Source organism: Gordonia sp. NPDC062954 (assembly GCF_044543825.1).
Taxonomy (GTDB): domain Bacteria; phylum Actinomycetota; class Actinomycetes; order Mycobacteriales; family Mycobacteriaceae; genus Gordonia; species Gordonia tangerina.
In genome coordinates this window covers 97737-120378 of record NZ_JBITWL010000018.1, presented here as the reverse complement: position 1 = coordinate 120378, position 22642 = coordinate 97737, and the positions used below count along the sequence as shown (strand labels likewise).

20 protein-coding genes are annotated in these 22642 nt (G+C 66.7%); 11 read left to right on the top strand and 9 right to left on the bottom strand.

Annotated features, from left to right (window positions below):
• Window positions 1–155 precede the first annotated feature (155 nt).
• The 4 genes from ACIGKQ_RS17285 to ACIGKQ_RS17270 all read left to right on the top strand — a co-directional run bounded on the left by ACIGKQ_RS17285 (window position 156) and on the right by ACIGKQ_RS17270 (window position 4647).
• Complete coding sequence (locus ACIGKQ_RS17285; protein WP_235721866.1) at window positions 156–2183, top strand: ABC transporter permease; 2028 nt, start codon at window positions 156–158, stop codon at window positions 2181–2183.
• Complete coding sequence (locus ACIGKQ_RS17280) at window positions 2176–3087, top strand: ABC transporter ATP-binding protein (RefSeq protein WP_235721867.1); 912 nt, start codon at window positions 2176–2178, stop codon at window positions 3085–3087. Before ACIGKQ_RS17285 ends, ACIGKQ_RS17280 begins: the two co-directional genes overlap by 8 nt.
• Window positions 3084–3854: an ABC transporter ATP-binding protein gene (locus ACIGKQ_RS17275; RefSeq protein ID WP_396574553.1), complete on the top strand. Its 771-nt coding sequence runs from the start codon at window positions 3084–3086 to the stop codon at window positions 3852–3854. The genes ACIGKQ_RS17280 and ACIGKQ_RS17275 overlap by 4 nt, the downstream gene beginning before the upstream one ends.
• A 70-nt stretch (window positions 3855–3924) precedes the next feature.
• Window positions 3925–4647: a TetR/AcrR family transcriptional regulator gene (locus ACIGKQ_RS17270; protein WP_235721869.1), complete on the top strand. Its 723-nt coding sequence runs from the start codon at window positions 3925–3927 to the stop codon at window positions 4645–4647.
• Between the two features lie 70 nt (window positions 4648–4717).
• On the opposite strand, the gene ACIGKQ_RS17265 is transcribed toward ACIGKQ_RS17270, so the two are convergent.
• Window positions 4718–5599, bottom strand: a complete 882-nt coding sequence (locus tag ACIGKQ_RS17265) for an LLM class flavin-dependent oxidoreductase (protein WP_396574557.1) — start codon at window positions 5597–5599, stop codon at window positions 4718–4720.
• 39 nt (window positions 5600–5638) lie between these two features.
• Window positions 5639–7162, bottom strand: coding sequence for an FMN-binding glutamate synthase family protein (locus ACIGKQ_RS17260; RefSeq protein WP_235722013.1), 1524 nt, complete (start codon window positions 7160–7162; stop codon window positions 5639–5641).
• 591 nt (window positions 7163–7753) lie between these two features.
• Here ACIGKQ_RS17260 and ACIGKQ_RS17255 point away from each other — a divergent pair.
• Genes ACIGKQ_RS17255 through ehuA form a run of 4 tightly spaced genes read left to right on the top strand, consistent with a single transcriptional unit; the run spans window position 7754 to window position 10785 of the window.
• Window positions 7754–8599 (top strand): ectoine/hydroxyectoine ABC transporter substrate-binding protein EhuB, encoded by an 846-nt coding sequence (locus tag ACIGKQ_RS17255; RefSeq protein ID WP_235722014.1) that lies wholly within the window; start codon window positions 7754–7756, stop codon window positions 8597–8599.
• 20 nt (window positions 8600–8619) lie between these two features.
• The gene (ehuC, locus tag ACIGKQ_RS17250; RefSeq protein WP_235721870.1) at window positions 8620–9351 is read left to right on the top strand and encodes an ectoine/hydroxyectoine ABC transporter permease subunit EhuC; all 732 of its coding nucleotides are present in this window, start codon (window positions 8620–8622) and stop codon (window positions 9349–9351) included.
• Entirely contained in the window at window positions 9348–9992 is a 645-nt protein-coding gene (ehuD, locus tag ACIGKQ_RS17245; RefSeq protein WP_235721871.1) for an ectoine/hydroxyectoine ABC transporter permease subunit EhuD, read from the top strand. The genes ehuC and ehuD overlap by 4 nt, the downstream gene beginning before the upstream one ends.
• 31 nt (window positions 9993–10023) lie before the next feature.
• A complete protein-coding gene (gene ehuA, locus ACIGKQ_RS17240; RefSeq protein ID WP_235722015.1) occupies window positions 10024–10785 on the top strand; it encodes an ectoine/hydroxyectoine ABC transporter ATP-binding protein EhuA in 762 nt (253 codons plus the stop codon).
• A gap of 142 nt (window positions 10786–10927) precedes the next feature.
• Here the strand turns inward: ehuA and ACIGKQ_RS17235 are convergent, their stop codons facing one another.
• Window positions 10928–12145, bottom strand: coding sequence for a DUF418 domain-containing protein (locus ACIGKQ_RS17235; RefSeq protein ID WP_235721872.1), 1218 nt, complete (start codon window positions 12143–12145; stop codon window positions 10928–10930).
• Window positions 12146–12255: 110 nt separating this feature from the next.
• On the opposite strand from ACIGKQ_RS17235, the gene ACIGKQ_RS17230 reads away from it, so the two are divergent.
• Window positions 12256–12840, top strand: a complete 585-nt coding sequence (locus ACIGKQ_RS17230; protein WP_235721873.1) for a TetR/AcrR family transcriptional regulator — start codon at window positions 12256–12258, stop codon at window positions 12838–12840.
• Window positions 12841–13039: 199 nt separating this feature from the next.
• Here ACIGKQ_RS17230 and ACIGKQ_RS17225 read toward each other — a convergent pair whose 3' ends face one another.
• The 4 genes from ACIGKQ_RS17225 to ACIGKQ_RS17210 are packed head-to-tail and all read right to left on the bottom strand — an operon-like array spanning window position 13040 to window position 17822.
• Window positions 13040–15673: an MFS transporter gene (locus tag ACIGKQ_RS17225; RefSeq protein WP_396574552.1), complete on the bottom strand. Its 2634-nt coding sequence runs from the start codon at window positions 15671–15673 to the stop codon at window positions 13040–13042.
• 36 nt (window positions 15674–15709) lie between these two features.
• Window positions 15710–16516, bottom strand: a complete 807-nt coding sequence (locus tag ACIGKQ_RS17220) for a YceI family protein (RefSeq protein WP_328716035.1) — start codon at window positions 16514–16516, stop codon at window positions 15710–15712.
• Window positions 16513–17346, bottom strand: a complete 834-nt coding sequence (locus ACIGKQ_RS17215) for a collagen binding domain-containing protein (RefSeq protein ID WP_396574551.1) — start codon at window positions 17344–17346, stop codon at window positions 16513–16515. Before ACIGKQ_RS17215 ends, ACIGKQ_RS17220 begins: the two co-directional genes overlap by 4 nt.
• Window positions 17346–17822 carry a MarR family winged helix-turn-helix transcriptional regulator gene (locus ACIGKQ_RS17210; protein ID WP_396574550.1) on the bottom strand — a complete coding sequence of 159 codons (477 nt, stop codon included), beginning with the start codon at window positions 17820–17822 and terminating at the stop codon, window positions 17346–17348. Before ACIGKQ_RS17210 ends, ACIGKQ_RS17215 begins: the two co-directional genes overlap by 1 nt.
• 314 nt (window positions 17823–18136) lie before the next feature.
• On the opposite strand from ACIGKQ_RS17210, the gene ppk2 reads away from it, so the two are divergent.
• On the top strand, window positions 18137–19030 hold the full coding sequence (gene ppk2 / locus ACIGKQ_RS17205; protein WP_235721878.1) for a polyphosphate kinase 2: 894 nt from the start codon (window positions 18137–18139) through the stop codon (window positions 19028–19030).
• Between the two features lie 131 nt (window positions 19031–19161).
• Entirely contained in the window at window positions 19162–19407 is a 246-nt protein-coding gene (locus tag ACIGKQ_RS17200) for a three-helix bundle dimerization domain-containing protein (RefSeq protein ID WP_235721879.1), read from the top strand.
• A gap of 40 nt (window positions 19408–19447) precedes the next feature.
• Here the strand turns inward: ACIGKQ_RS17200 and ACIGKQ_RS17195 are convergent, their stop codons facing one another.
• Both ACIGKQ_RS17195 and ACIGKQ_RS17190 read right to left on the bottom strand, forming a co-directional pair.
• Complete coding sequence (locus ACIGKQ_RS17195; RefSeq protein ID WP_235721880.1) at window positions 19448–19654, bottom strand: hypothetical protein; 207 nt, start codon at window positions 19652–19654, stop codon at window positions 19448–19450.
• A 93-nt stretch (window positions 19655–19747) separates the two neighbouring features.
• Complete coding sequence (locus tag ACIGKQ_RS17190; RefSeq protein WP_235721881.1) at window positions 19748–22531, bottom strand: AAA family ATPase; 2784 nt, start codon at window positions 22529–22531, stop codon at window positions 19748–19750.
• Between the last annotated feature and the right edge of the window lie 111 nt (window positions 22532–22642).

Below are 22642 nucleotides of genomic sequence, written 5' to 3'. Positions count from 1 at the left end.
GCAAAACCCCCCCCCCCCCGGGTGGCACCACCTTTCCCCCCGGGCCCCCCCGCCCCCCCCCCCCCCGGGGGGGGGGGGCCCCCCCCCCCCCCCCCCCCCCCCGTCTCTTTCCGTGTTCGCGCGCTTCGCCGGCGCACCGATCGATTGGTTCGGTAATGGGGCAATTCCTGCAGTTCGTCTTTCTCGGTCTCTCGACCGGTGCGGTGTACGCCGTTCTCGCATCGTCGCTGGTCGGCGTGTACGCCGCGACCGGTGTCATCAACTTCGCGCAGGGCACGCTCGGGCTGTGGGCGGTCTACACGGTCGCCGCACTGCGTAGCGACGGAGAGCTGGTTCTCCCCATCGGTCACATCCCGATCGGTAGCGCCGACGACCCGGTCTCGATGGGCCCGGCGATCATCATCGGCGTGCTCTCGGCCGTTCTCTGGGCCATCGTCGCGCACTATCTCGTCTTTCGGCCGCTGCGGCATGCGCCGGTGCTGGCGCAGGTGGTGGCGTCGGTCGGTCTGATGCTCTTCATCCAGGCGCTCGTACATCTCCGCTTCGACACCGAAGGTCTGCTGGCCCTGCGGATTCTGCCCGACGACACGATCGAGTTCGCCGGCGCAGTCGTCAACGTCTCCGACCTGATCCTGGCCGGCATCGCGATCGTGATCGCCGCACTGTTCTGGGCATACTTCAAGCTCACCCGGCTCGGTGTGGCGACCCGCGCCGGCGCCGAGGACGAACTCGCCGCGCGGCTCGTCGGATACTCACCTGATCGTCTCGCCGCTGTCGTCTGGGTGATCACCGGCGCCGCAACGGGTCTGATCGCGGTCCTGGCTGCCTTCACGATCGGACTCAGCGTCACCAGCTACACCTTCTACGTGATCCCGGCTCTCGCCGTCGCACTACTCGGTCGACTCACATCCTTCGGAATCGCCTGCGCAGGTGGACTTTTCCTCGGAGCTTTCCAGGCGGTCATCACGTGGTTGACCACCAAGGACTGGTGGCCCGAATGGGCGCAGGCGGGCTTGGGTGATGCCGTACCGTTCGTCCTCATCGTCATCGCGCTGTTCCTGATGGGTGGACGGATTCCCTCCCGCGGTTCACTGGGCGAGGTGAAGATGCCTGCGGTCCGCATCCCACACATCCGTCCCATTCCGACGATCACCGTGCTGGCCGCGGTGACGGCCGCCATCTTCTTCACGGAGGGGACGTGGCGCTTCGGTGTCGTCACCTCGGTGATCTTGTCGCTGATCGCGTTGTCGCTGGTGTTGCTCACCGGCTATCTGGGTCAGATCTCGCTGGCGTCCATGGCTTTTGCCGGCGCCGCCGGGTTCGCGTTGTCGAAGCTGACGGTGAACTGGAATGTGCCCTTCCCGTTCAGCATCCTGTTCGCCGCGCTGATCGCCACCGGCTTGGGCATCCTGGTCGGCGTACCCGCATTGCGTATCCGTGGCGCCCAACTCGCCGTGGTCACCCTGGCCGCGGCGATCGCGATCCAGGGTTTCGTGTTCAACAATCCGGGAATCACCGCCTACGAGGGCAATCTGATCACGGATCCGACGCTGTTCGGCATCGATCTCGGTGTGCGTGACGGCACAAACCTGGTGACCCTGCGGTTCTCGCTGATGGTTCTCGTGGTGGTCACCATCGCCACGCTGGCGGTGATGCGTCTGATGGCCGGGTCCACCGGGCGTGCCTTCCTGGCGGTGCGATCCAACGAGCGAGCCGCGGCCGCGGTCGGGATCAACGTGGCATCGACCAAGTTGCTCGGCTTCGCGCTCTCGGCCTTCCTCGCCGGCGTCGGCGGCTGCCTGATTGGCTACAGCCGAGGCCAGCTGTCGGCGGGATCGTTCACCGTGATGGTCGGTCTGATCCTGCTCGCCATGACCTATGTCGGCGGCATCACGTCGGTGTCCGGTGCATTCATCGCCGGCATCGTCGGACCGCTTGGTGTGGGCTACGTCTTCCTCAACCAGACGTTGGCCCTCGGTGAGTACTACGAGATCATCGCTGCGGCAGGCCTGTTGCTGGCGGCGATCCTCAATCCGGTCGGCATGGCCGGCGCGTTCACCGAGCTCGGCGACAAGTTGCGCCGGCGACATACGCACGCGGACACCCCGGCCGACGACAGCGGCGATGGTGCGGCCGCACCGCTCGTCACCCCTACGACCTCAAAGGCGGGCCTTCATGCCTGACAGCGCGACAACCGTAGCCGCCCCCGACGCCGAGCCGTTGCTGCGCACCCGCGGGCTCTCGGTGCACTACGGCGGTGTCACCGCCAATGCCGACATCGACCTCACCGTCGGAGCGGGGGAGATCGTCGGACTGATCGGCCCCAACGGTGCCGGCAAGACGACCTTCGTCGATGCGGTCACCGGCTTCGCGCGCTCCAGCGGTGAGGTGACCCTGTCCGGGCGGCGCATCGACCGTGCCGGGCCGCACCGTCGGCGCCGCGCGGGTATGGCGCGTACCTGGCAAGCCGGAGAGCTGTTCGCCGACTTGACCGTCGCCCAGAATCTGGCTGTCGCGGTGCAGCGGGTTGGACTACGCGCCATGGTCCTCGACGTGGTGAACGGTTCCCGACCGCCGGCCGGTGTCGTGGAGAAGGCGCTCGACGTCGTCGGCCTGACCGACGTCGCCGATCGCCGACCGGACGAACTGACGCTGGGGCAGCAGAAGCTGGTCGGTGTAGCCCGCGCGCTCGTCGGCGATACCGGGTTGGTCCTGCTCGACGAGCCGGCCGCCGGACTCGACACGCACGAGAGTCGTGAGTTCGGCGGCGAGTTGCGCCGGATCGCCGCGACGGGTGTGGGCATCCTGCTCATCGACCACGACATGTCGCTGGTTCTCGATGTCTGCGACCGGCTGTACGTCCTCGATTTCGGGCGCGTGATAGCGGCCGGGCCGCCGGCGGAGATCACGAACGACCCGGCCGTGGTTGCGGCCTACCTCGGTAGTGCTGAGGTACAGGCCGAGTCGGATTCGGGCGCCGACGATCCGGCACCCGACACATCGGCCGGCACCGTAATGACCCCGGTGGAATCGACCACTACGGACGAGACCACGAGAGAATCGACCACTACGGAGGAGACACGATGACAACGCCGACAGTCGCCGACGGCGCGGTCACGGACTCCGCCGCAGCCGCTCCAGTTCTGTCCCTGGATCGAGTCACCGTCGGTCACTACGGCGTACCCGCGGTGCGTGAGCTGACCTTCGAGGTTCGGCCTGGTGAGATCCTTGCGTTGCTGGGGCCCAACGGCGCGGGAAAGACCACGACATTGCTGTCAGCGGTGGGCGCGCTCCCTCTGATGTCGGGTCAGATCACCGCATTGGGTGAACCGATCGATCATCGTGTCGAGCGCAATGCGCGCCGCGGGGTGACGCTGGTGCCCGACAACCGCGGCTTGTTCCACCGTCTGTCCGTCACCGACAATCTGCGGTTGGCGCGACGCAAGGGTGGGCCGCAGGTGGATGTGGTCTTTGAGTACTTTCCCAAGCTGAAGACGTTGCGCAGCCGACGGTGCGGCAACCTGTCCGGCGGTGAGCAGCAGATGCTGGCCCTGGCGAAGGCATTGTTGACGCGGCCGTCCGTGTTGCTCATCGATGAGCTGAGCCTCGGTCTGTCGCCGGTGGCCGTCCAGGATCTGTTGCCGCGGCTGCGCAGCATCGCCGACGAGCAGAGCATGGCAGTGGTGTTGGTCGAACAGCACATCGACCTGGCGCTGGGCATCGCCGACTCGGCCATCGTGATGCACCACGGGCGGGTTGCGTTGGGGGGCTCGGCCGATGACCTGCGGGCCAGTCGGGATAAGGTCGAGGCCGCCTATTTCGGTCGGTTGGGTGGCACGGACACCCCCGGCTGAGGGTGTCGGGGGCAATGGAGTCCACATCGGTCTGGCCACCCGGACCACGAGGTGATATCAGGAGCCCACAGTGAACAAGCCCGGGCGGACGGGCGCATCGCGTCGTCGTTCGCGACCGCGCAGCACCCGCAATCGACCCACCGATGACCAACTGTTGGACGCCGCCCGGGCGGTCATCTCCGAACACGGGGTCGAACGGTCGACGATGGACATGATCGCCGAACGCGGCGGCACCACCCGGGTGACGTTGTACGCACACTTCGGGTCGCGTGATGCACTGGTCGACCGGCTGATCGAACGGGAGTTGGGCAACTTCACCGACTGGATGGCGGCTGCCTACGACGAAAGCGAAGACTGGTCCTACGGCGCCCGGGCGCGACACTCGGTGGAGGCGACCTTCGACTTCGCGCGGAGCAATCCGGAGGGGTTGCGGCTCCTCCTCGGGCACCGGCAGGAGGCCGAGGATCCCGGCCGTCGGCTCTACACGACGCTCGAACCGCGGGTCGCCGCTCGTTTGCGTCAGAACTACGCCGAACGCGGCGCCGAGATCGCGGCGAGCGCCGATACCCTGGCGTCGCTGCTGATCGGGATCAGTCTCGATGTCGCATATCGTGCGTTGATCGTTGATCGCGCCGACATCGACGTCGCCTGCGAGATCGCGGTGTCGGCCACCCTCGGAGTGTTGCGCGCGGTCTCACCCGAGCAACTGCTCGCGTTGGACGCCTCGCTTGCCGAAGGCGTCGTAGACCCGGACTCGGCGACCGGGTCGTCGCGCATCCACATAGAGAACTGACAACCACGGGGGTTGCTACTCACGTGGATGTCAGCTCCCCATGTGGGTGTCGGCGGCCGATCGGATCGGATCAGCCAAACGCGGCGGCCACCTCGGCGGCACGTCGGAGCTGATCCGGATCAGAACTCGTCGGGATCAGCTGGACCTCGTCGGTGCCGATGGCAGCGAACCTCCGTAGTGTCTCGACCAGCTCGTCCTCAGTGCCGGCCCACCCCGTGGTGGGGGCCATGGCGTCGACGAACTCGGTCGGAATCCAGTTCATGTAGTGGCGGAGGTGTCGGTGGATCTGCTCTCGCGGACCGTCACCGGTGCCGAGTGCGAACCAGAACGAGGTCGCCAGATGTGGACGGCGCCGCCCGGCGTCGGCCCACGCGCGACGCGCGACGTCGAACAGTTCGGCCTGTCGATCCAGTTTCAGATCCAGGGTCACCCCGGCCACCCCATCGGCCCATCCGGCGGCGCTGCGAATGGTCTTGGGTCCGGTGGTGCCGACGTGCAGCTCGGGTCCGCCGGACTGCGGCGGCGTGGGACCGACGGGGAGCATCGAGTCGGTGATCTTCTCGCCCGCCCACACCCGGCGCATCGTGGTCACACGGTCGGTCAATCCGCGGATCGTCTGCGTGCCGGTGTCGGCGCCGACCGCGTGATAATCCTCATGCCGTCCGCCGATCCCGAGGCCGACGGTCAGCCGTCCGCCGCACAGCATGTCGCCGGTGGCCAAGGCCTTGGCCAACATCACCGGGTCATGGAGCTGCGGCACCACCACCGTCGTCACGAGCCGTACGCGCTCGGTCCAGGCGGCCAGCGCACCGAGCAGGGTCAGGGTGTCCGGGTTGTCGAAGGCGATGCGCTCTCCGAAGCACAACGATGAAAAGGACCCTCGGTCGATCTCGGTCGCCCACGTCCGCAGGACATCGGCGTCGAGCCCCGGTTCCATCACCGGCAAGGTCATTCCGATCTGCACGACACCGATTCTGACAAATCGTCGGGCTCAGTTGCCGGCGCTCGGGGCAAACGAATCCGGATCGGCGCGCGTCCAGTCGTCGATCCACGACTCGGGTGGGTCGTCGAGTAACTGACCGGGTGTCAACCACTCGTAGATCTCGGCGTAGGAACGTTGCTCGGTGGCCGAGACGCGTTTGCGGAGCAGATGCGGGCCGAGCTCGGCGGGGTCGCGCACCCCGAGAGAAGCCATCAACCGCATCGCTTCGTCGACGGTCGCCTGGTGATATCGAAACGCGCGGTCACTCTTGTCGTCGACGTCGAGCGCGCGGGCGCGACGCCGATCCTGGGTGGCCACGCCCACCGGGCAGTGGTTGGTGTGGCACCGCTGAGATTGGATGCAACCCACGGCCATCATCATCGGTCGTGCGGCATTGGTGTAGTCGGCTCCCTGGATGAGTCTTTTGACGATGTCGTTGCCGGTCGCGACCTTGCCGCTGGCACCGATCCGGATGATGTCGCGCAGCCCGGTCCCGACCAGCGCATTGTGTACCGTCATCAGTCCGTCGGTCAGCGGCAACCCGACGTGGTCCTCGTACTCCAGCGGTGCCGCGGCGGTACCACCTTCGGCGCCGTCGACCACGATGAAATCCGGCGCGATCGACTCCGCGCGCATCGCCTTGCAGATGGCCAGCACGTCGACTCGCGATCCCACGCACAGCTTGAAGCCGATCGGCTTTCCGCCGCTGAGCTCGCGCAGGCGGGCGATGAAGCCGACGAGTTCACGAGGCGTGGAGAACTCCGAGTGACCGGCCGGGCTGACACATTTCTGTCCCTCGGGCACGCCGCGGTAGCGGGCGATCTCTGCGCTGACCTTCGCCGCCGGCAGCACGCCACCGATGCCGGGTTTGGCGCCTTGGCTGAGCTTGATCGAGATGGCTTTGATCTGTTCGGTGGCCGCCTTGTCCGCGAACTGGTCGGGATCGAAGTGTCCCTCGTCGGTGCGGGTGCCGAAGTAGCCGGAGCCGATCTCCCAGATGACGTCGGCACCACCGAGGTGATACGGCGTGAGGCCACCCTCGCCGGTGTCATGGGCGAACTCGCCTCTGCGTGCGCCGTTGTTCAAGGCGCGCAAAGCGTTACCTGATAGTGCGCCAAAGCTCATCGACGAGATGTTGAGCAGCGACATGGCGTACGGTGCGGCGCAGTCCGGGCCGCCGACCGACACCCGGAATGGATGGGGCGGCGGCTCGACCGGCGCGGTGGAATGCACCAGGTATTCGTAACCGGCCCTGTCGATGTCGCGTTCGGTGCCGTAGGACAGCTCAGCCGCGGTGCCCTTGGCGCGCTCGTAGATCAACGAGCGGACATCCCGATCGAACGGCCGACCATCGACGTTGCGCTCGATGAAGTACTGCTGCAACTCGGGCCGCACCGATTCGAGCAGGAATCGCAGATGGCCGACGACGGGGTAGTTGCGCAACACCGAGTGGCGGCGCTGGACCAGATCGTAGACGCCGAGCGCGGCGAGCGCCCCCACAATCACCGTGGGAATGAGCCAGCCCCACCACACCGCCGACGCCGCGCCGCACCCGATGGCCGCCAGGACCAGAACCGCAACGCACAGGATTCGCACCGCTCGCACACCTCCCGCCCGAGCATAGCCAGGATGCTCCGGCCGCAAACCCGTTGCGTGCACCAGCCGTGACGACCGTGTGAGCTCCTCGGTGCGCTCGTGCTGCCTAGGTCGAAGGTGCGCGAACACAACGCGAGAGACGTCGGCGTCGGATCGGATGGTGTCGACGAATACCACCCGGATTCGTTTTCTGCACAAATGGTTTCACCCAATGACAACCCGATACCGTGTGTGCTGTCAGAAGAAAACGGTCGGACGGGGATGGGCTCGCGAAACCCGGAGGTGGGAAGCCCTTTTGGCGCCATCGTCAGGATGGGCGGGATGAGGGCCGCCTGAGCGCCACCTGAGATCCGTGTTAGGTTCACTAGGCGTACGAAGCGATCAAATCGGAGAAGTTGGGCGTCGGTTCGGTGACCGGAGCGCGGGCTCTGGCCTGTACGGCGGGTGCGTCCCGGCTGTTACCGGAAGGCTGAGTTCATGGCATTGTCTGCAATGAAGAAGACCCTGCATCGTCGATCCGTCCGGACCATGGCGGCTGCAGTCCTGGTGGGCGCGAGTCTCGCGGCGTGTTCATCGACCGATTCCGGCGGCGATTCCAGCCTGTTGGAACAGTTGCAGGACGAAGGGGTCGTCACGGTCGGCTTCGCCGGTGAGGCGCCGTATTCGTTCGAGGAGAACGGGCAGCTGACCGGCGCGACCGTCGCCCTGCACCGCGAGATCTTCGGCAACCTCGGCATCGAGACCGTCGAAGGCGTCAACGCCGACTTCGGTGCGCTCATCCCGGGTCTACAGGCCAACCGGTTCGACGTGGTCAGCGCCGGTATGTCGATCCTGCCCGAGCGTTGCGAGCAGGCCTCGTTCAGCGATCCCGAATTCAACTACACGACCGCTCTGATGGTGCCCACCGGCAATCCGATGAACCTCACCGACATGCAGTCGGTGGCCGAGAGCGGCGCCCGCCTGGCCACCATGACCGGCGCGATCGAGTCCGACTATGCGTCGAGCCTCGGCATCGACAGCATGCAGGTGGCCACCCCGCAGGACGGGATGGACGCGGTCACCTCGGGACGCGCCGACGTCTTCGCACTCACCGGCATCTCGCTGAACTGGATGAAGAATAACAACCCGGACGCCCCGGTCGATGTGACGCCGTCCTTCGTCGCCGTCATCGACGGAGTCCCGCAGGTCGGCGCGGGCGGCACGGTCTTCCGCACCGATGATCAGGACCTGCTCGACGCCTACAACTCCGAACTCGAGAAGATCACCTCCGATCCGGAGAAGTACCTGTCCATCGTCGGTGAGTTCGGGTTCACCGAAGAGGAGCTGCCCGATCCAGAGCTGACCACCGAGGATCTGTGTGCCGGCAACATCTGAGGGGCGACGAGTAACGACTCGTGGGTGACAACTTCGACGCCTTCCTGGATGCGTGGCCGCGCATCTGGGAAGGCATACTCACCACTGTCTACCTGACCCTCGGTGGGGCTGCGCTGGCGTTTGTGCTGGCGCTCGTTCTGGGGGTGGCGGCGGGGGCGCGTCAGATCGCGATCCGCGGGACCGCTCGGGTGATCGTGGAGTTCTTCCGCGGCACATCGCTTTTGGTGCAGCTGTTTTGGCTGTTCTACGTGCTGCCGTTGTTCGGTTACGAACTCGACCCGATGTTCTGTGGCATCCTCGCGCTCGGTCTGAACTACGGCGCGTACGGCGCGGAAGTGGTGCGCGGGTCGCTGGCCGCGATTCCCGCTCCGCAGCGTGAAGCCGCTGTGGCGCTGAACTTCTCGGCCTGGCAGCGGTTGCATCGGGTCATCTTCCCGCAGGCCTGGGTGCAGATGATCCCGCCGATGAACAACCTGCTGATCCAATTACTCAAGGGCAGTGCCCTCGCGAGTTTCATTCTGCTGCAGGATCTGACGTATCAGATCGAACAGCTGCGCCGCGGCACCGGTGACACGCTGTTCTCCTTCGGTATCGGTCTGATCCTGTACTTCTGCATCGCCTACGTGCTGACGCTGTTCATGAATCTCCTCGAGATGCGTGCCAAGTCGCGCCTGGGCGTGGGCCCGACGCTGCGCGAGGTGCTCAGCCTGCGACCCGAGCGGGTCGACGAGAACGTGGGGGTGGGCCGATGAACGTCGACTGGAGTTGGCAGCGCGCCTGGGACTGCCTGCCGATCTTGTTGGAGGGCTTCAAGATCACCTTGCTCGCCACGGTGCTGGGCTTTGTGATCGCGGCGGTACTGGGGTTGGCTATCGCGGTACTCCGTCGAACCGGGCCCGCTGTGATCAGCGTCCCCATCCGGGCGGTCTGCGAGTTCATCAGGCTCACCCCGCTGGTGGTGCAGTTGCTGTTCGCCTACTATCTGCTGCCGCAGTTCAGTGCGCTGCAGATCGGCATCGTGGTGCTCGGCATCCACTATTCGACGTACATGGCCGAGGTGTATCGCGCCGGCATCGACTCGGTGCCCAAGGGGCAATGGGAGGCGGCACACGCGCTGTCATTGCCCACCGCGCGAACCTGGCGTGCGGTCGTGTTGCCGCAGGCCATCCGCAACACGACGCCCGCCCTGGGCAATTACGCGATCTCCATGTTCAAGGACACGCCGTTCCTGTTCGCGATCACCGTGGTCGAGATGGTCACCGCGGCGCAACAGTACGGTGCCCGCACCTTTCAGTACCTGGAACCGATCACGATCGCCGGTGTCATCTTCCTGATTGCCAGCTATCCCACATCCATCCTGATCCGAAAGCTGGAGAAGTCCCTTGCCTACTGAGCTACTACCGACCGAACCGTCGTCGGATGCGATGATCGTGTTCGACAAGGTCGTCAAACGTTTCGGCGATCACGTGGTGCTCGACCACCTCGACTTCCGGGTCGAGCGCGGGGAACGGGTGGCCCTGATCGGTCCCAGTGGCTCCGGCAAGACCACGATCCTGCGCCTGCTGATGACCCTCGAGGACGCAAACGGCGGAGTGATCTGGGTCGAGGGTGATCCACTGACCCATCAGTTCAAGGGCGACAAGTTGGTGAAGCCTTCACAGAAGCACCTGCGTGCTGTCCGCTCCAAGATCGGCATGGTGTTCCAGCAGTTCAATCTGTTCCCCAACATGACCGTGCTGGAGAACATCACCGAGGCGCCGATCCACGTGCTGGGCAAGAGCAAGGCCGAGGCGGCCGAACGTGCCCGGGAACTGCTCGCCACCGTCGGCCTCCAGGACAAAGAGGACGCGCACCCCACCAAACTGTCCGGCGGCCAGCAGCAGCGCGTGGCCATCGCCCGGGCGTTGGCGATGGACCCCGACATCCTCCTTCTCGACGAGGTCACCTCGGCGCTGGACCCGGAACTGGTGGCCGACGTGCTCGGCGTGCTGCGGCGCATCGCCGAGACCACCGACATCACCATGCTCATCGTCACCCATGAGATGGGCTTCGCACGCGACGTCGCCGACCGGGTGCTCGTCTTCGACCAGGGGCGCATCGTCGAGGAGGGCGATCCGAAACAGATCTTCACCGCCCCGCGTGAGGAGCGGACCCGGTCATTCCTGAAGGCCGTTGTGGATCACTGAGTGTCGCGGTGGTGTGCGGGTAGCAGCGCCCTCCGACCGGTTTGTGTCCGAGCAGACCCGTGATCTTGGTGAGTGCTACCAGATCATTGCCGAGATCTGGGACGTCCCCGCAGATCGTCTGGGCGACTGCGACCTCATGGTCTCACGAGGAGGCATTCGTCGGGGTGTGGTCCGCCGGTTCGGTGGTCCGCATCCGCTCAGGCCGGTGTAGTCGCGCATAGCTGCTGTGCCAGAGCCGTTCCAGGGGACCGCGATCGAATCGCCGGAGCCACAGCCGCGCGAGCACCATCAGCACTACGGTGATGCCGAGGAACAGCCCGATCGTCGCGGGCACGACCGTGGTCGGGTCGAGGCGTGCGGCCAGGCCGAGTCCCCACCCGTAGCAGATGGCGCCGGCCAGTGCGTTCTGGAAGACGTAGCAGCTCAACGCCGTCCGGCCGATCGGCGAGAGGGCGCGGCCGAGGATCCCGGGTGTCCGGCCGTCCGCGTAGAAAGCCGCGATCGCCGCGAGGATCCCGAGTGCGACGATCGGCGCGAGCAGGTAGCGGCCGACGATCAGGCCGGCGTCGCCGCCGGTGATGCCGACGACGAGGTCGAGCGGGAACGCGACGCCGAGTCCGACGATCATCAGCCGCCTCCGCAGCCGGCCGGCCGACGGTACGCGTGTCGTCGGCTCGAGGACGCCTGCCCGCAGGAGGGCGGCGCCGACGAGGAACAGCGCCACCGACATCGGTAGGATCAGGACGACCTCGGCACGGAACAGCGCGATGTGCGCGGCACGGAACACGACGAGATCGAGGAACGAGCCGTCGGCGTACGGATTGGGTGACAGCGGTTGTGCTCGGTCGGTCGGTGGGGCGGTCGCGAGCGCGGCGACGATCAGCGTCAGCAGCAGCACATGGATGACTGCGGCAGTGATCAGCGCGACGTGTTGTCGTCGGATGGTCGTCGACAGGATGAACGCCACGATCAGGCCGGTGACCGCGTAACCCATCAGGACGTCGAACTCGGTGAAGAGGAAGTAGTTGACCGTGCCGTCGACGAAGAGCAGTGCCGCGCGCCACGGATAGCCACCGGGCCATGATTCGCCACGACGTTCCGCGGAACGCTGTTGGATGGCGAGTCCGATGCCGAACATGATCGTGAGCAGGCCGAGGAACTTGCCCTGTGCGAGCTGTTGCAGGACGTCCTGGACCACGGACCACGCCCCGGTCGCCTCGTGGGTGCCGTTGAGATAGCCGACCAGACCGTCGACATTCGTGAAGATCCAGATGTTGGTGGCCAGCGTCCCGAGAATGGCGACGCCACGCAAGACGTCGAGGGCGGCGAAGCGTCGGGGCGCGGTGGGCAGGTCCGTCACAGTTCCTTCGTCGTCGTCGGGAGTCGTCCGGGCAAGGCGCAGACGATTGTGGTGGCACGACTGTGTTGGCAACGCGACCTAAGCTAGCACAGTTGGGCTACCATGCGGAAGTGCCCAAGCTGATCGACCACGACGCCCGACGAACTGAGATCGCGGAGGCGCTCTGGCGGGTGGTGCTCCGCGAAGGGGTGTCGGGGGTGTCGATCCGGGACGTCGCCGCCGAGGCGGGGATTTCCGCCGGGTCGTTGCGACATGTGTTCGCCGACAAGGAGGAGTTGCTCGCGTTCTCGATGCGGCTGATCTATCAGCGGGTCGGGGAGCGTGTCGTCGGGCACGGGTCTGTCCGCGATCCGCTGCGGCGCGCGGAGGCGATGCTGTCGGAGGTTCTACCGTTCGACGACGTCCGGCGGGTCGAGATGCACGTGAACCTGGCGCTGGTCACCGATGCGGTCGCACATCCGGGGCTGGCCGAGGCCGGACTCGAGGCGCACGACGGCCTGCGGGCGCTGTCTCGGCGGGTGCTGACCGATCTGGGCGACCACGGGCTCGTCGACGCGCGGCACGATCTGGAGGCCGAGGCGATGAGACTGCACGCGCTTGTCGACGGGCTGGCGGTGCATCTGCTGTTGGGGCACAACGACGCGCCCGCCCGGGTACGCCGGCTGGTCCGGGATCACCTGGGGTCGTTGCGCTGAGGCGCGCTTTTCCGGAATGTGCCCGCCGAAGAATCCGCCGCGCCGGAAGACCGCCCCAGAAAAGCGCCCTGCGTAGCGGGGCAGCCGACGCATTGTTGACGGGTTCGCTACGGAGGGTGCTGTGTCGGGGCGCTTTTCCGGGGACGTGCACGGGCGGCCCGGACGGGCCGGTCCGGTGCCGACGCGCGCCGGACGATCGCTACGACACGACCGGCTTGTGTCCGGCGCCGAGCGCGATGTCGGCGGTGTTGCGTTGTCCGGCGGACACACTGACCGCGAGGGCCGTCGGCTCGTACATGTTGGCAACCACCGTGAACGCCGAGTCGGTGAGTCCCTCGATGCGGTAGCGGCCGTCGGTGTCGGTGGTCACCGACGCGACGATCGTCTGATCGGGTCCGATTGCCGATACCGTGGCGCCGACGAGCGGTGTGCCGTCGGGGGTGAGGACCGTACCCTGCACGCCACCGGTGGCGATCAGGACGATGTCGACCACGCCGGGTGCCGAGGCGTCGACGGTCACGAGTTGACTTGTCGGCTGGTAGCCGGGCGCCGAGGCCGTGACGGCGACAGTGTCCCCGTTCGACAGGCCGCCGATGACGAAGTCGCCGTCGGAGCCGGCGTGCGCCCGGGTGACCACCGCGCCCGACCGGTCGGTGACCACCAGGGCCGCCGGTAGCGGACGGTCCCCGTCGCGGACCGTGCCGCGCAGAGTCGATCCCCCGGCGAGGACGAAGTCGCGACGGAAGGTCAGCTCACCGACGACGGACACCGTGAGCGCCCGCGGCGACCGGCCCGGTGCGGTCGCGATGACCGTATAGGTGCCGTCGGCGAGATCACCCACCGCGTAGGACCCGTCCGGCCCGACCGTGGCCGTACCGACCTGGTGGCCCCGGACATCGGTCACCGTCACGGCGGCTTCGGCGGGCGCGACGCCGTCGGACCCGTTGATGTGTCCGGTGATTCGGGGGTCGCCGCTCGCCGCGGAACCTGCCGTCGACGGGCCAGGCTTGCGGTGTCGTGCCCCGGTCATGTGCGCTTCGTCGATCAGCTCCGCGGGTGTGCCTACGCCGGCATCGGCGGCGACGGCAGCCAGTTCGGCGCCCACCATCTCCGGTGTCGCCGACTTCGGCGATCCGGTGAACAGCGAGGCGATCGCACCGATCACACAGCAGATGAGAGCGAAGGTGAACGCGGCGGTGAGGCCATCGGAGAACGGATCACTGATCAGATGCGGGAAGAAGTCCAACCCGGTCAGGTGATCCACCGCCGACTGCGGCAGGCCCTGCAGCGCTTGACCGCCGACCTCACGGATGGGGTTGTAGCCGAGGAACGCCGCGAAAAGGATGCCCACGGTGGGCAGATGAGCAATCCCGTCGGCGGGCGCGTCGGGCATGCCGTTGGCAGTGAGTCCGCTGAACATCGCGTCGGGCAGATGCGCGCTGAGTCCGGCGATCATCAGCGAGAAGAACAACCCGATCGACAGCACCATCGCGGCGTTCTGGAATGTGGTCATCATCCCGGCGCCCGACCCGCGGGAGGTGATGGGCAAGCTGTTCATCACCTCGGCACGGTTGGGGGAGGCGAACAGCCCCATGCCGATTCCGTTGATGAGCATCACCAGAGCGAAGACCCAGTACTGGAAGTCGACCGGCATCGCGATGAGTGCGGCGAAGGTACCGGCGGTGATGACCATGCCGGTGGTGGTGAACCATTTGGTACCCAGCCGATCGGACAGTGCACCCGATACCGGTGCGCTGAGCAGGAAGCCGATGGTCATCGGCACCATGTAGATACCTGCCCACAGCGGCGTGCGCGAGTAGTCGTATCCGTGCTGCGGCAGCCAGATGCCCTGCAGCCAGATGATGAGGATGAACTGAAGACCGCCGCGTCCGATGGAGGCCATCAGATTCGCTATGTTGCCGAAGGCGAAAGAACGGTTGCGGAACAGGGATAGTTCGAACAGCGGGCTTGCGACCTTGGTCTCGATGAAGACGAAGATGCCCAGCACGACGGCACCACCGATGAGTCCGGTCAGGACCCACGGGTTGCCCCAGCCCATGTTGGAGGTGCCGTAGGGCTGGATGCCGTAGGTGATCGCGATGAGGATGGCGATGAGCCCGACGGCGAAGGTGATGTTGCCCCACCAGTCCATCTTGGCCTTGCGGCGTTCGCCGGTGTCGTGGAGTTTCAGGTACGCCCAGATGGTTCCGACCACGCCGAACGGCACCGAGACCAGGAAGATGTAGTGCCACTGGATCGGTGCCAGCACACCGCCGATCAGCAAGCCGAGGAACGACCCGGCGATGGCGGCAACGCCGTTGATGCCCATGGCTAGTCCGCGCTGATTGGCCGGGAAGGCGTCGGTGAGGATGGCCGACGAGTTCGCCATCAGGAAGGCGCCACCGACGCCTTGGATGATGCGCCAGAAGATCAGCCAGATGGCCGCTTCGCCACCGTCGAACCAGGTGATGGCCAAGAAGATCGACGAGACGGTGAAGATCGCGAACCCCATGTTGTACATCCGGGCGCGACCGAACATGTCGCCGAGACGACCGAAGCTGACCACCAGCACAGCGGTCACCACGAGGAAGCCCATCATCATCCACAGCAGATAGCTGGTGTTCTGCGGTTCCAACGGATTGAGGTGAATGCCCTTGAAGATGTCGGGTAGCGCGATCAGCACGATGGAGGAGTTGATGGTCGCGATCAGCATCCCCACCGTGGTGTTGGACAGGGCAATCCATTTGTAGTTGGGGCCGAGTTCGGCAAGGGAGCGCTGTCGGGAGCCGCGGGCGGTGGTGCCCGGGGCGACGGCGGTGCTGGTGTCGGACATGATGCCTTTCAGATCAATCAGGAACAATGTGGTTGCTCAGGGGGTACGGATGGCCTGGATCTCCAGATCGACCGATGCGGTGCCGCCGATCTGCGCCACCCCACTGATCAGTTTGTCGTCGAAGCTGATGCCGAAATCGTTGCGCTGCAACGTCCCCGTCGCGCGGAATGCGGCCCGCCGACCGCCCCAGGGGTCGTCGACCTCGCCGAGGTAGGACAGGTTGAGGTCGACCGGAACCGAGGTCCCGCGCAGGGTCAGATGCCCGGCCAGGCGCCAGGTGTCGTCGCTGCCCGGGCACACCCGCGTCGCCCGGAACTCGGCGAGCGGATACTGCTCGACATCGAAGAACGCCGCGGAGCGCAGGTGTCCGTCGCGGGTCTGGTTGTCGGTGTCGATGCTGGCCGTGCTGATCTGGGCGCTCACCGACGACGCCTCGACGTCCTCGGGCACCTCGATGCGGCCTGAGAAGTCGGTGAATCGGCCTTTGATGTTGGCGATTCCGAAGTGCCGGACGCTGATCTCGACGGTGGAGTGGCCGGGATCGATCTCCCATGATCCGGCCGCCGGCACCGGCGCTCCGCCGGAGCGGGTCACCGCGATCGTGCCGAGGCTCACCTGTCCAGCGCCGTTGACCACCGCCGTGCGGGCGGTGGGCGCGAAGCCGTCGGCGGTGATGACCACCGTGTAGGTGCCTGCGTCGAGGGCGTCGGTGGTGATGGCGCCGCCGTCGTCGCCGCGCAGGACGGCCTGCTGCTCGCCGGTGGCGGACATGACGGTCATCACCGCGGCCGGCAGCGGATGGCCGCTCGACGTCGCCACGCGCGCGGTGATGGTGCCACTCATGCCTGCCCCCGTGCGCCCAGGACGAATTCGTGGGTGACCACGCGCCCGGGCTCGATGTCGATGGTGATGGCCTCCGGCGCATAGCCGTTGGCGATGACGGTGTAGTCGCCGGGTGCGAGGTTCGCGAAGAGATAGCGGCCGGCGGCGTCGGTCAACGTACTCGCCGCCATCTGCCCGGCATTGTCGAGTAGACCGACCTGGCTGTGCGGCACCGGTTGTCCTTCGGTCACGCCGTCTCCGTCGGTGATCACCCCGGCCAGCTCCGCTGCGGTCCGCAGCACGATGTCGGCCACGGCGACTCCGGTTCCGCCGACGGTGACCGTCTCGGCGACCGGGTCGCAGCCGGCCGCGGTCACGATGACGGTGTACGTGCCGACCGGCAGTCCGGAGACTTCCCACCCTCCGGTGGCATCGGTGACCGCGGTGGTGGTGACGTGACCTGCCCGGTCGGCCACGGCTACCGACGCGTGGGCCACCGGCTCCCCGGTCGCCGACGTCGTGACCGTTCCGCCGAGTGCGGCCATCGAGGCGAGCACCACCTCGACGTCGATGGGCGCGGCTCCCACCGTCACCGTCACCGCGGTGGGTTCATGGCCGGCCGCGGAAACAACGAGAACGTAGTGGCCACCAGCGGACACGTCGACGACGAAGGTCCCGTCGCTGCGGGCCATCGAGCGCGCGGCCTGACGGCCACCCGGATCGACGACGGTGATCGTGGCGTCGCCGACCGCCGTTCCCCCGGAACGGATCTCGCCACGTATCACGCCGCCTGATACTCGGGGCGGCGCTGTGCCATCGCCTTCGCGATGGCCGTTGGTGCTGGGCTGCATCAGGTTCCCTTCTGCTGAATGGGGGTCAGGGCGCACACGGTGTCGGCGAGCAGCCGCATCGACCGTTCGACACACCGGCGATCCGGATCGGTGAGTGCATCGAGCGCGGACTCGAACAGCGCCGAGTTCCGTGACGAGGCACCAGCGAGATGCGCACTGCCGGCGTCGCTCAGCGCGAGCAGACTCACCCGGCCGTCGTGGGCGTCGGTGGTGCGGACCACCATCCCGAGGTGCTCGAGCGAGGCCGCCACCCGCGACATGGTCGGTGCCGCGACTCGCTCGCGGTCGGCGAGTTCGGTCACCCGGATGGGTGCATGCTGCGCAATCGTCCACAGCGCCGACATCTGGCTCGGCGACAACAGGTTGTCTCCGGTCGTCGACCGGACGGCACGCCCGATCCGGATCAGGTCGCGGTGGATGGCCGCGGCGCCGCGCAGCGCCATCGTGTCGGCGGGATCGTCGACGATGTGACTCATCCCTGCCCTCCAAAAAACTTAGTAACACTAAATTAATTACTTAGCCACCCTAAATGGATCTGGTGGGCACAGTCGATTCGGATGGGTGTGAGTTGGGCGACATCGGAGCTGAAAATTGGGACAAAGCAGCATATTTCGGACAACCCACGTTGGCGGAGGCGGTGTTTTCGTGGTCGTCGGCGTCGCCGGAGCGCACGGGATCCGTCGACGGGTGTATCGATGTTCGCGTTGCCGCGTCGGCGATGTCGTAGCATCTCGGACACGTCGAACACGGTGCGACACATGGTCTGGGGAGCGAAGGGAAGGGTGGCGCCATGGGGAAGAAGTCGAAGAAGAAGCGCGACGGGGGCCGCGCCGGGCACGACACCTCAACCGGTGGCTCGGGCCAGTCGGCGCCGATCGACAACAAGCCTGGCGAGACCAAACCGGTCGAGGGCAAACCGATGAAGAACAAGGAGTATCGGGAACAGCTCAAGCAGGTGCACGCGGAGCTCGTGGCGATGCAGGAGTGGGTGCGCTCGACCGGCGCCAAGATCTGCATCGTCTTCGAGGGCCGCGACACCGCCGGCAAGGGCGGCGTCATCAAGGCCCTGACCGAGCGGGTCAGTCCCCGGATCTTCCGGGTGGTCGCGTTGCCGACACCCACAGAACGCGAGAAGTCCCAGATGTTCCTTCAGCGGTACGTACCCCACCTTCCCGCGGCGGGCGAGGTCGTCATCTTCGACCGCAGTTGGTACAACCGTGCGGGCGTCGAGCGGGTGATGGGTTTCTGCACCGAAGAGCAGTCGAAACAGTTCTTGTCCGATGCTCCCGAGTTCGAGCGGGCCATGGTGCGGTCGGGAATCCTGCTGATCAAGTACTGGTTAGAGGTCAGCGACGACCAGCAGACCCTACGGCTGCAGAGCCGCATCGACGACCCCCGTAAGTATTGGAAACTCTCCCCGATGGATCTGAAGTCCTACACCCGATGGGACGAGTACACCCGTGCCCGCGACGACATGTTCCGCTACACCGACACTGGCTGGGCGCCCTGGTATGTGGCCAACACCGACGACAAGAAGCGCGGTCGGCTCAACATCCTCACCCATCTCCTCGGGCTGGTGCCCTACACTCCGCTCGAAGCGCCCGACGTGGAGCTTCCGAAACGAACAGTGGGTGCCTACGAGGGGCCGTCCCTCCCGGTGACCAGGGTGCCGTCGGCGTTCTGAGCGCCACCAGCCGGGGCCCGAACACGGGACGGCCGAAACGCGAGCACCATTCGAATGCAGATCGATGAACAGTCCATGAACAGTGTCCGGTTTGTCGGGCCGCGTCTGATGGTGACCCCTAGCCTTGTCCTGTGGAGGACGCAGACGAACGACGGCAGATCGGCGAAGTGCAGGAACGATTGATCGCCGCCTACTCGGATCGTCCGAGTCAAACGGTGGCGGCCGCGGTCGAGGCCGCGTATCGACATTTCGACGGCATCCGCGTGCGGGACTTCGTTCCGCTGCTCGTCGAGCGTAGGGCGAACGCGTCGCTCAACGGCAACGGCTCCGCCCCGATGGCGGACTCGCACCTCGCGCCGCCGCATCACGAAGACTGAGAGTCACCGCCGCCGGATTCAGACCGAGACGAACGCAAGTTCAGCCGTGGGCGGCGTTCAGCCCGAACCGCTGCTGTAGGCGCTGGATGTAGCCGCGTACCTCGAACAACTCGGCCCGTTTGGCCGCGGAGGCGGCACTGCTGGGTACGCTCTCCATCTCGTCGACGAGAGCGTCGGCTGCGCGTTCCAGTTCGTTGACCAACTGGCGCGCCTGGGCACGTGCCGCAGGGTCGAGGTCGTCGAGCATGCGCACGAGCGTAAGTCACCTGAACGACCTGCGCCAACTCTGACTGGGTCGACGGTCCGGTTGTACTCCCACTCATCGCAGGCGTCACGCGGCTCAGGGCGCAAGCGCAGGCCGCAGTTCCGCCCGCCCGGATATGCCGAGCTTGCGGTAGGTGTGGGTCAGGTGCAATTCCACCGTTCGGCGCGTGAGGAACAGTTGTTCGGCGATCTCCCGGTTCCCGATGTCGGTGGCGGCCAACTGGGCGACGCGGCGTTCCTGCGGCGTGAGCGCCTGCAGTCCGGTCACCTGAGGTCGACGCGGTCGCGCACCGGTGGCCCGCAGTGCGCTCATCGCCCGCGACACGAGTCGCCACGAACCGCATCGATGTGCCGCGTCCATTCCGGTACGCAACAGGTCGCGGCGCTCGGCGACGTCGCCGGATTCGGGCGCGGCGCCGAGCTCGACCAGCGACTCGGCGAAAACAAGCGCGGCCTGCGACGGACGAAGGATCTCGACAGCCTCCCGCAGGTCCGCCACCGCTGCTGCCCCCGATCGGAGCTGTGCTCGCGCGAGCAACGCCTGGCCGACGGCTCGGGGTGCGCCGTAACGCCGGGCCTCGGTCAACTCCGCCTCGAGCAGATCCCGGCAGCGTGTGTCGAATGTGCCCTGCAGCGACCGGACGGTCGCGGTCATCGAGCGCCACGGCGACGCGACCGGATTGAGATAGGCAGACCGATGGCCGCGCTCGCTCACCTCGGCGAGGTCTGCCAGCGCACGCTCGTGGTTGCCGAGTGCGGCGAACAGCCGGGCCCTCGACAGCAGCAACGTGTCGATCGTGCCGATGTCCGGAAGCTCACCGTTCAGTCCGTAGTGCTCGAGCATCGACATGGCGCCGGCGCAGTGCTCCCGCTCCACCGCGACCTCGATCTGCCATCCCACCGTCATCGCGAAGCACATCGGATCGACATTGGCCAACTCGTCGAGGACTCGGTGTGCGTCGGTCTCGGCTTGATCTATCGCGCCGCGGTAGACGGAGTTGCCCGCGCGCAACGCCGTCGCGTAGGCGACGCCGACCAGCGACCCGCTGCCGACTGCGGCTGTGATCCCGGCGGTGGCGAACTCGTCGACCTCCTGATACTCGCCGGTCCAGGCCAGGGCGCTGCCGGCGTAGATGAAGACCGGGGAGGCCGACCCGACCTCCGAGATCAGGGCTGTTCCACCGATCGCGCGCCGGGCGAGGTCGGCGACCTCCCGGTGACCGGCTGCCGCGCGCACCGCGGCATCCCACGCGACATGTGCCAGCACCGCACGCTGGGCAGGGGTGGTGGCACCGCACACCACGGGCCGCAGTTCTGCTGGGCGGCCGCGGTTGCGACGAGAGATCGCCTCGGCGTTGAGCGCTGCGGCCTCCAACCGCAACCATGATGTGTAGTCGCAGGTCTGGTCCACGGTGGCCAGCGCCGCGCGGCAGACCTCGCCGGCCTGCTCGAGTAACGCGGCATGAAAGAGTGCGGTCGCATACGCCTCGACGATCTCGATCGCGGGTGCGTCGGTGAGGTCTCGCGAGAGTTCCCACGCCCGGTGCAGGTGATCGAGCGCCTTCGGGTCCTTCGCCTCGTCGTACAGTCTGCCGAGCTGATGGCGGATCGTGATCTCGGCGCTTGTGTCCAACGATTCGCCAAGTGCGAGTTCGAGATAGGCGACCGCTCGCGTACTGCCGCCCTGCCCGCAGGTGACGGTGGCCGCAGCCGTCAAGGTGGGAACCACCCACGGGCGGTCGAACGGCGCGAGCTGTGCCGCCTGCAGCAGGTGTTCGGCCGAACGGACCGGGTGACGTGCCGAGTTCAGCTGTGCGGCACGAAGTGCGAGGTCGAGTCGATGACCGGGTGGTACGGTCCCGGCCACCGCGTCGCGCAGCAACGGGTGACGAAAATGTCGCGGGTCGGTGGGGTCGAGCAGTTCGGAGCCGATGAGTTCGTCGATGGCAGAGGTGGCTTCGGCCGTCGACACCCGCGCCAACTCGACGATGTCGCCGAGCACAGCGGATTCACCCAATGTCGCCGCCGCGACCGCGATCGACCGCGCTGCGCGGCCCACGGTGGCGAGCCGGCGATCGGTCGATTCGACGATGGTCGCCGGCACCTCGTCGAGGCGAGCGCCCCGCGCCGCGAGATGGCGGGCGAACTCGCAGACGTAGAACGGGTTGCCGCCGGTGCGTTCGGTCAGCGCGGGTAGTACCGCGTCGAGGGCGTGATCGTCGAGGCCGCTGAGGGTCGCGAGGAGGTCACGGGTTGCGTCCGGACTGAGTGGTTGCGGTTCGAGGCGTCGGTGCGCCGCGCCCGTCAGCTCGTCGAGTTCGGGCGGGGCGGGGGTCGCGCTGCGCGCGGCCACGACCACGGCGATCGGATGACCCGCGAGTCGGTCGGCCAGGTACCGGAGGAAACGCAATGACTGGGGATCGGCGAGCTGTGCGTCGTCGACGATGAGTAGCAGCGGTCGCTGTTCGCTGAGGCTGATGGTCAGCCAATGCAGGCCGTGGAGTAGTTGGAACTCGTGCAGATCGGTTCGCTCGCCCTCGAAGAAGAGAGGCAGACTCAGTGCACTGGCACCCCGGAACACCGCGGGATCGGTGTCGAAGACCGCCTGATCGAGCAAACCGACCATGGCGGCGAAGGGCTGGCCGGCCTCGCTGGCGCGACCCCGATAACGGCACGTCCGGAACTGTTCGTTCCGCTGCGCCAACGCCTCGAGCAGGGAGGTCTTTCCGATGCCGGCAGGCCCACGGACCACGACTGCCTCGCCGTCGCCGTCTGCGGCTCGCGCGAGCACATCGGTCAGGATGCGCAACTCGTCGTCACGCTCCATCAGGACCGGACTGCCGACACCCGCGGACCGCATGACACCAGATCCTATGTCGGATATGTCCCGTTGGCCTACGGACCGGCCGCCGAAACCCTTCGGTGCCGAGACCACTCGACGGGTGCGCGTTCATGACAGCCTTGAGATCGC

Excerpts from the sequence above, each read along its gene's own strand:
- ACIGKQ_RS17285 (WP_235721866.1), top strand. The coding sequence starts at position 156 with ATGGGGCAATTCCTGCAGTTCGTCTTTCTCGGTCTCTCGACCGGTGCG.
- ACIGKQ_RS17280 (WP_235721867.1), top strand. The coding sequence starts at position 2,176 with ATGCCTGACAGCGCGACAACCGTAGCCGCCCCCGACGCCGAGCCGTTG.
- ACIGKQ_RS17275 (WP_396574553.1), top strand. The coding sequence starts at position 3,084 with ATGACAACGCCGACAGTCGCCGACGGCGCGGTCACGGACTCCGCCGCA.
- ACIGKQ_RS17265 (WP_396574557.1), bottom strand. The coding sequence starts at position 5,599 with ATGACCTTGCCGGTGATGGAACCGGGGCTCGACGCCGATGTCCTGCGG.
- ACIGKQ_RS17255 (WP_235722014.1), top strand. The coding sequence starts at position 7,754 with ATGGCGGCTGCAGTCCTGGTGGGCGCGAGTCTCGCGGCGTGTTCATCG.
- ehuD (WP_235721871.1), top strand. The coding sequence starts at position 9,348 with ATGAACGTCGACTGGAGTTGGCAGCGCGCCTGGGACTGCCTGCCGATC.
- ehuA (WP_235722015.1), top strand. The coding sequence starts at position 10,024 with ATGATCGTGTTCGACAAGGTCGTCAAACGTTTCGGCGATCACGTGGTG.
- ACIGKQ_RS17225 (WP_396574552.1), bottom strand. The coding sequence starts at position 15,673 with ATGTCCGACACCAGCACCGCCGTCGCCCCGGGCACCACCGCCCGCGGC.
- ACIGKQ_RS17220 (WP_328716035.1), bottom strand. The coding sequence starts at position 16,516 with ATGAGTGGCACCATCACCGCGCGCGTGGCGACGTCGAGCGGCCATCCG.
- ACIGKQ_RS17215 (WP_396574551.1), bottom strand. The coding sequence starts at position 17,346 with ATGCAGCCCAGCACCAACGGCCATCGCGAAGGCGATGGCACAGCGCCG.
- ACIGKQ_RS17210 (WP_396574550.1), bottom strand. The coding sequence starts at position 17,822 with ATGAGTCACATCGTCGACGATCCCGCCGACACGATGGCGCTGCGCGGC.
- ppk2 (WP_235721878.1), top strand. The coding sequence starts at position 18,137 with ATGGGGAAGAAGTCGAAGAAGAAGCGCGACGGGGGCCGCGCCGGGCAC.
- ACIGKQ_RS17195 (WP_235721880.1), bottom strand. The coding sequence starts at position 19,654 with ATGCTCGACGACCTCGACCCTGCGGCACGTGCCCAGGCGCGCCAGTTG.
- ACIGKQ_RS17190 (WP_235721881.1), bottom strand. The coding sequence starts at position 22,531 with ATGCGGTCCGCGGGTGTCGGCAGTCCGGTCCTGATGGAGCGTGACGAC.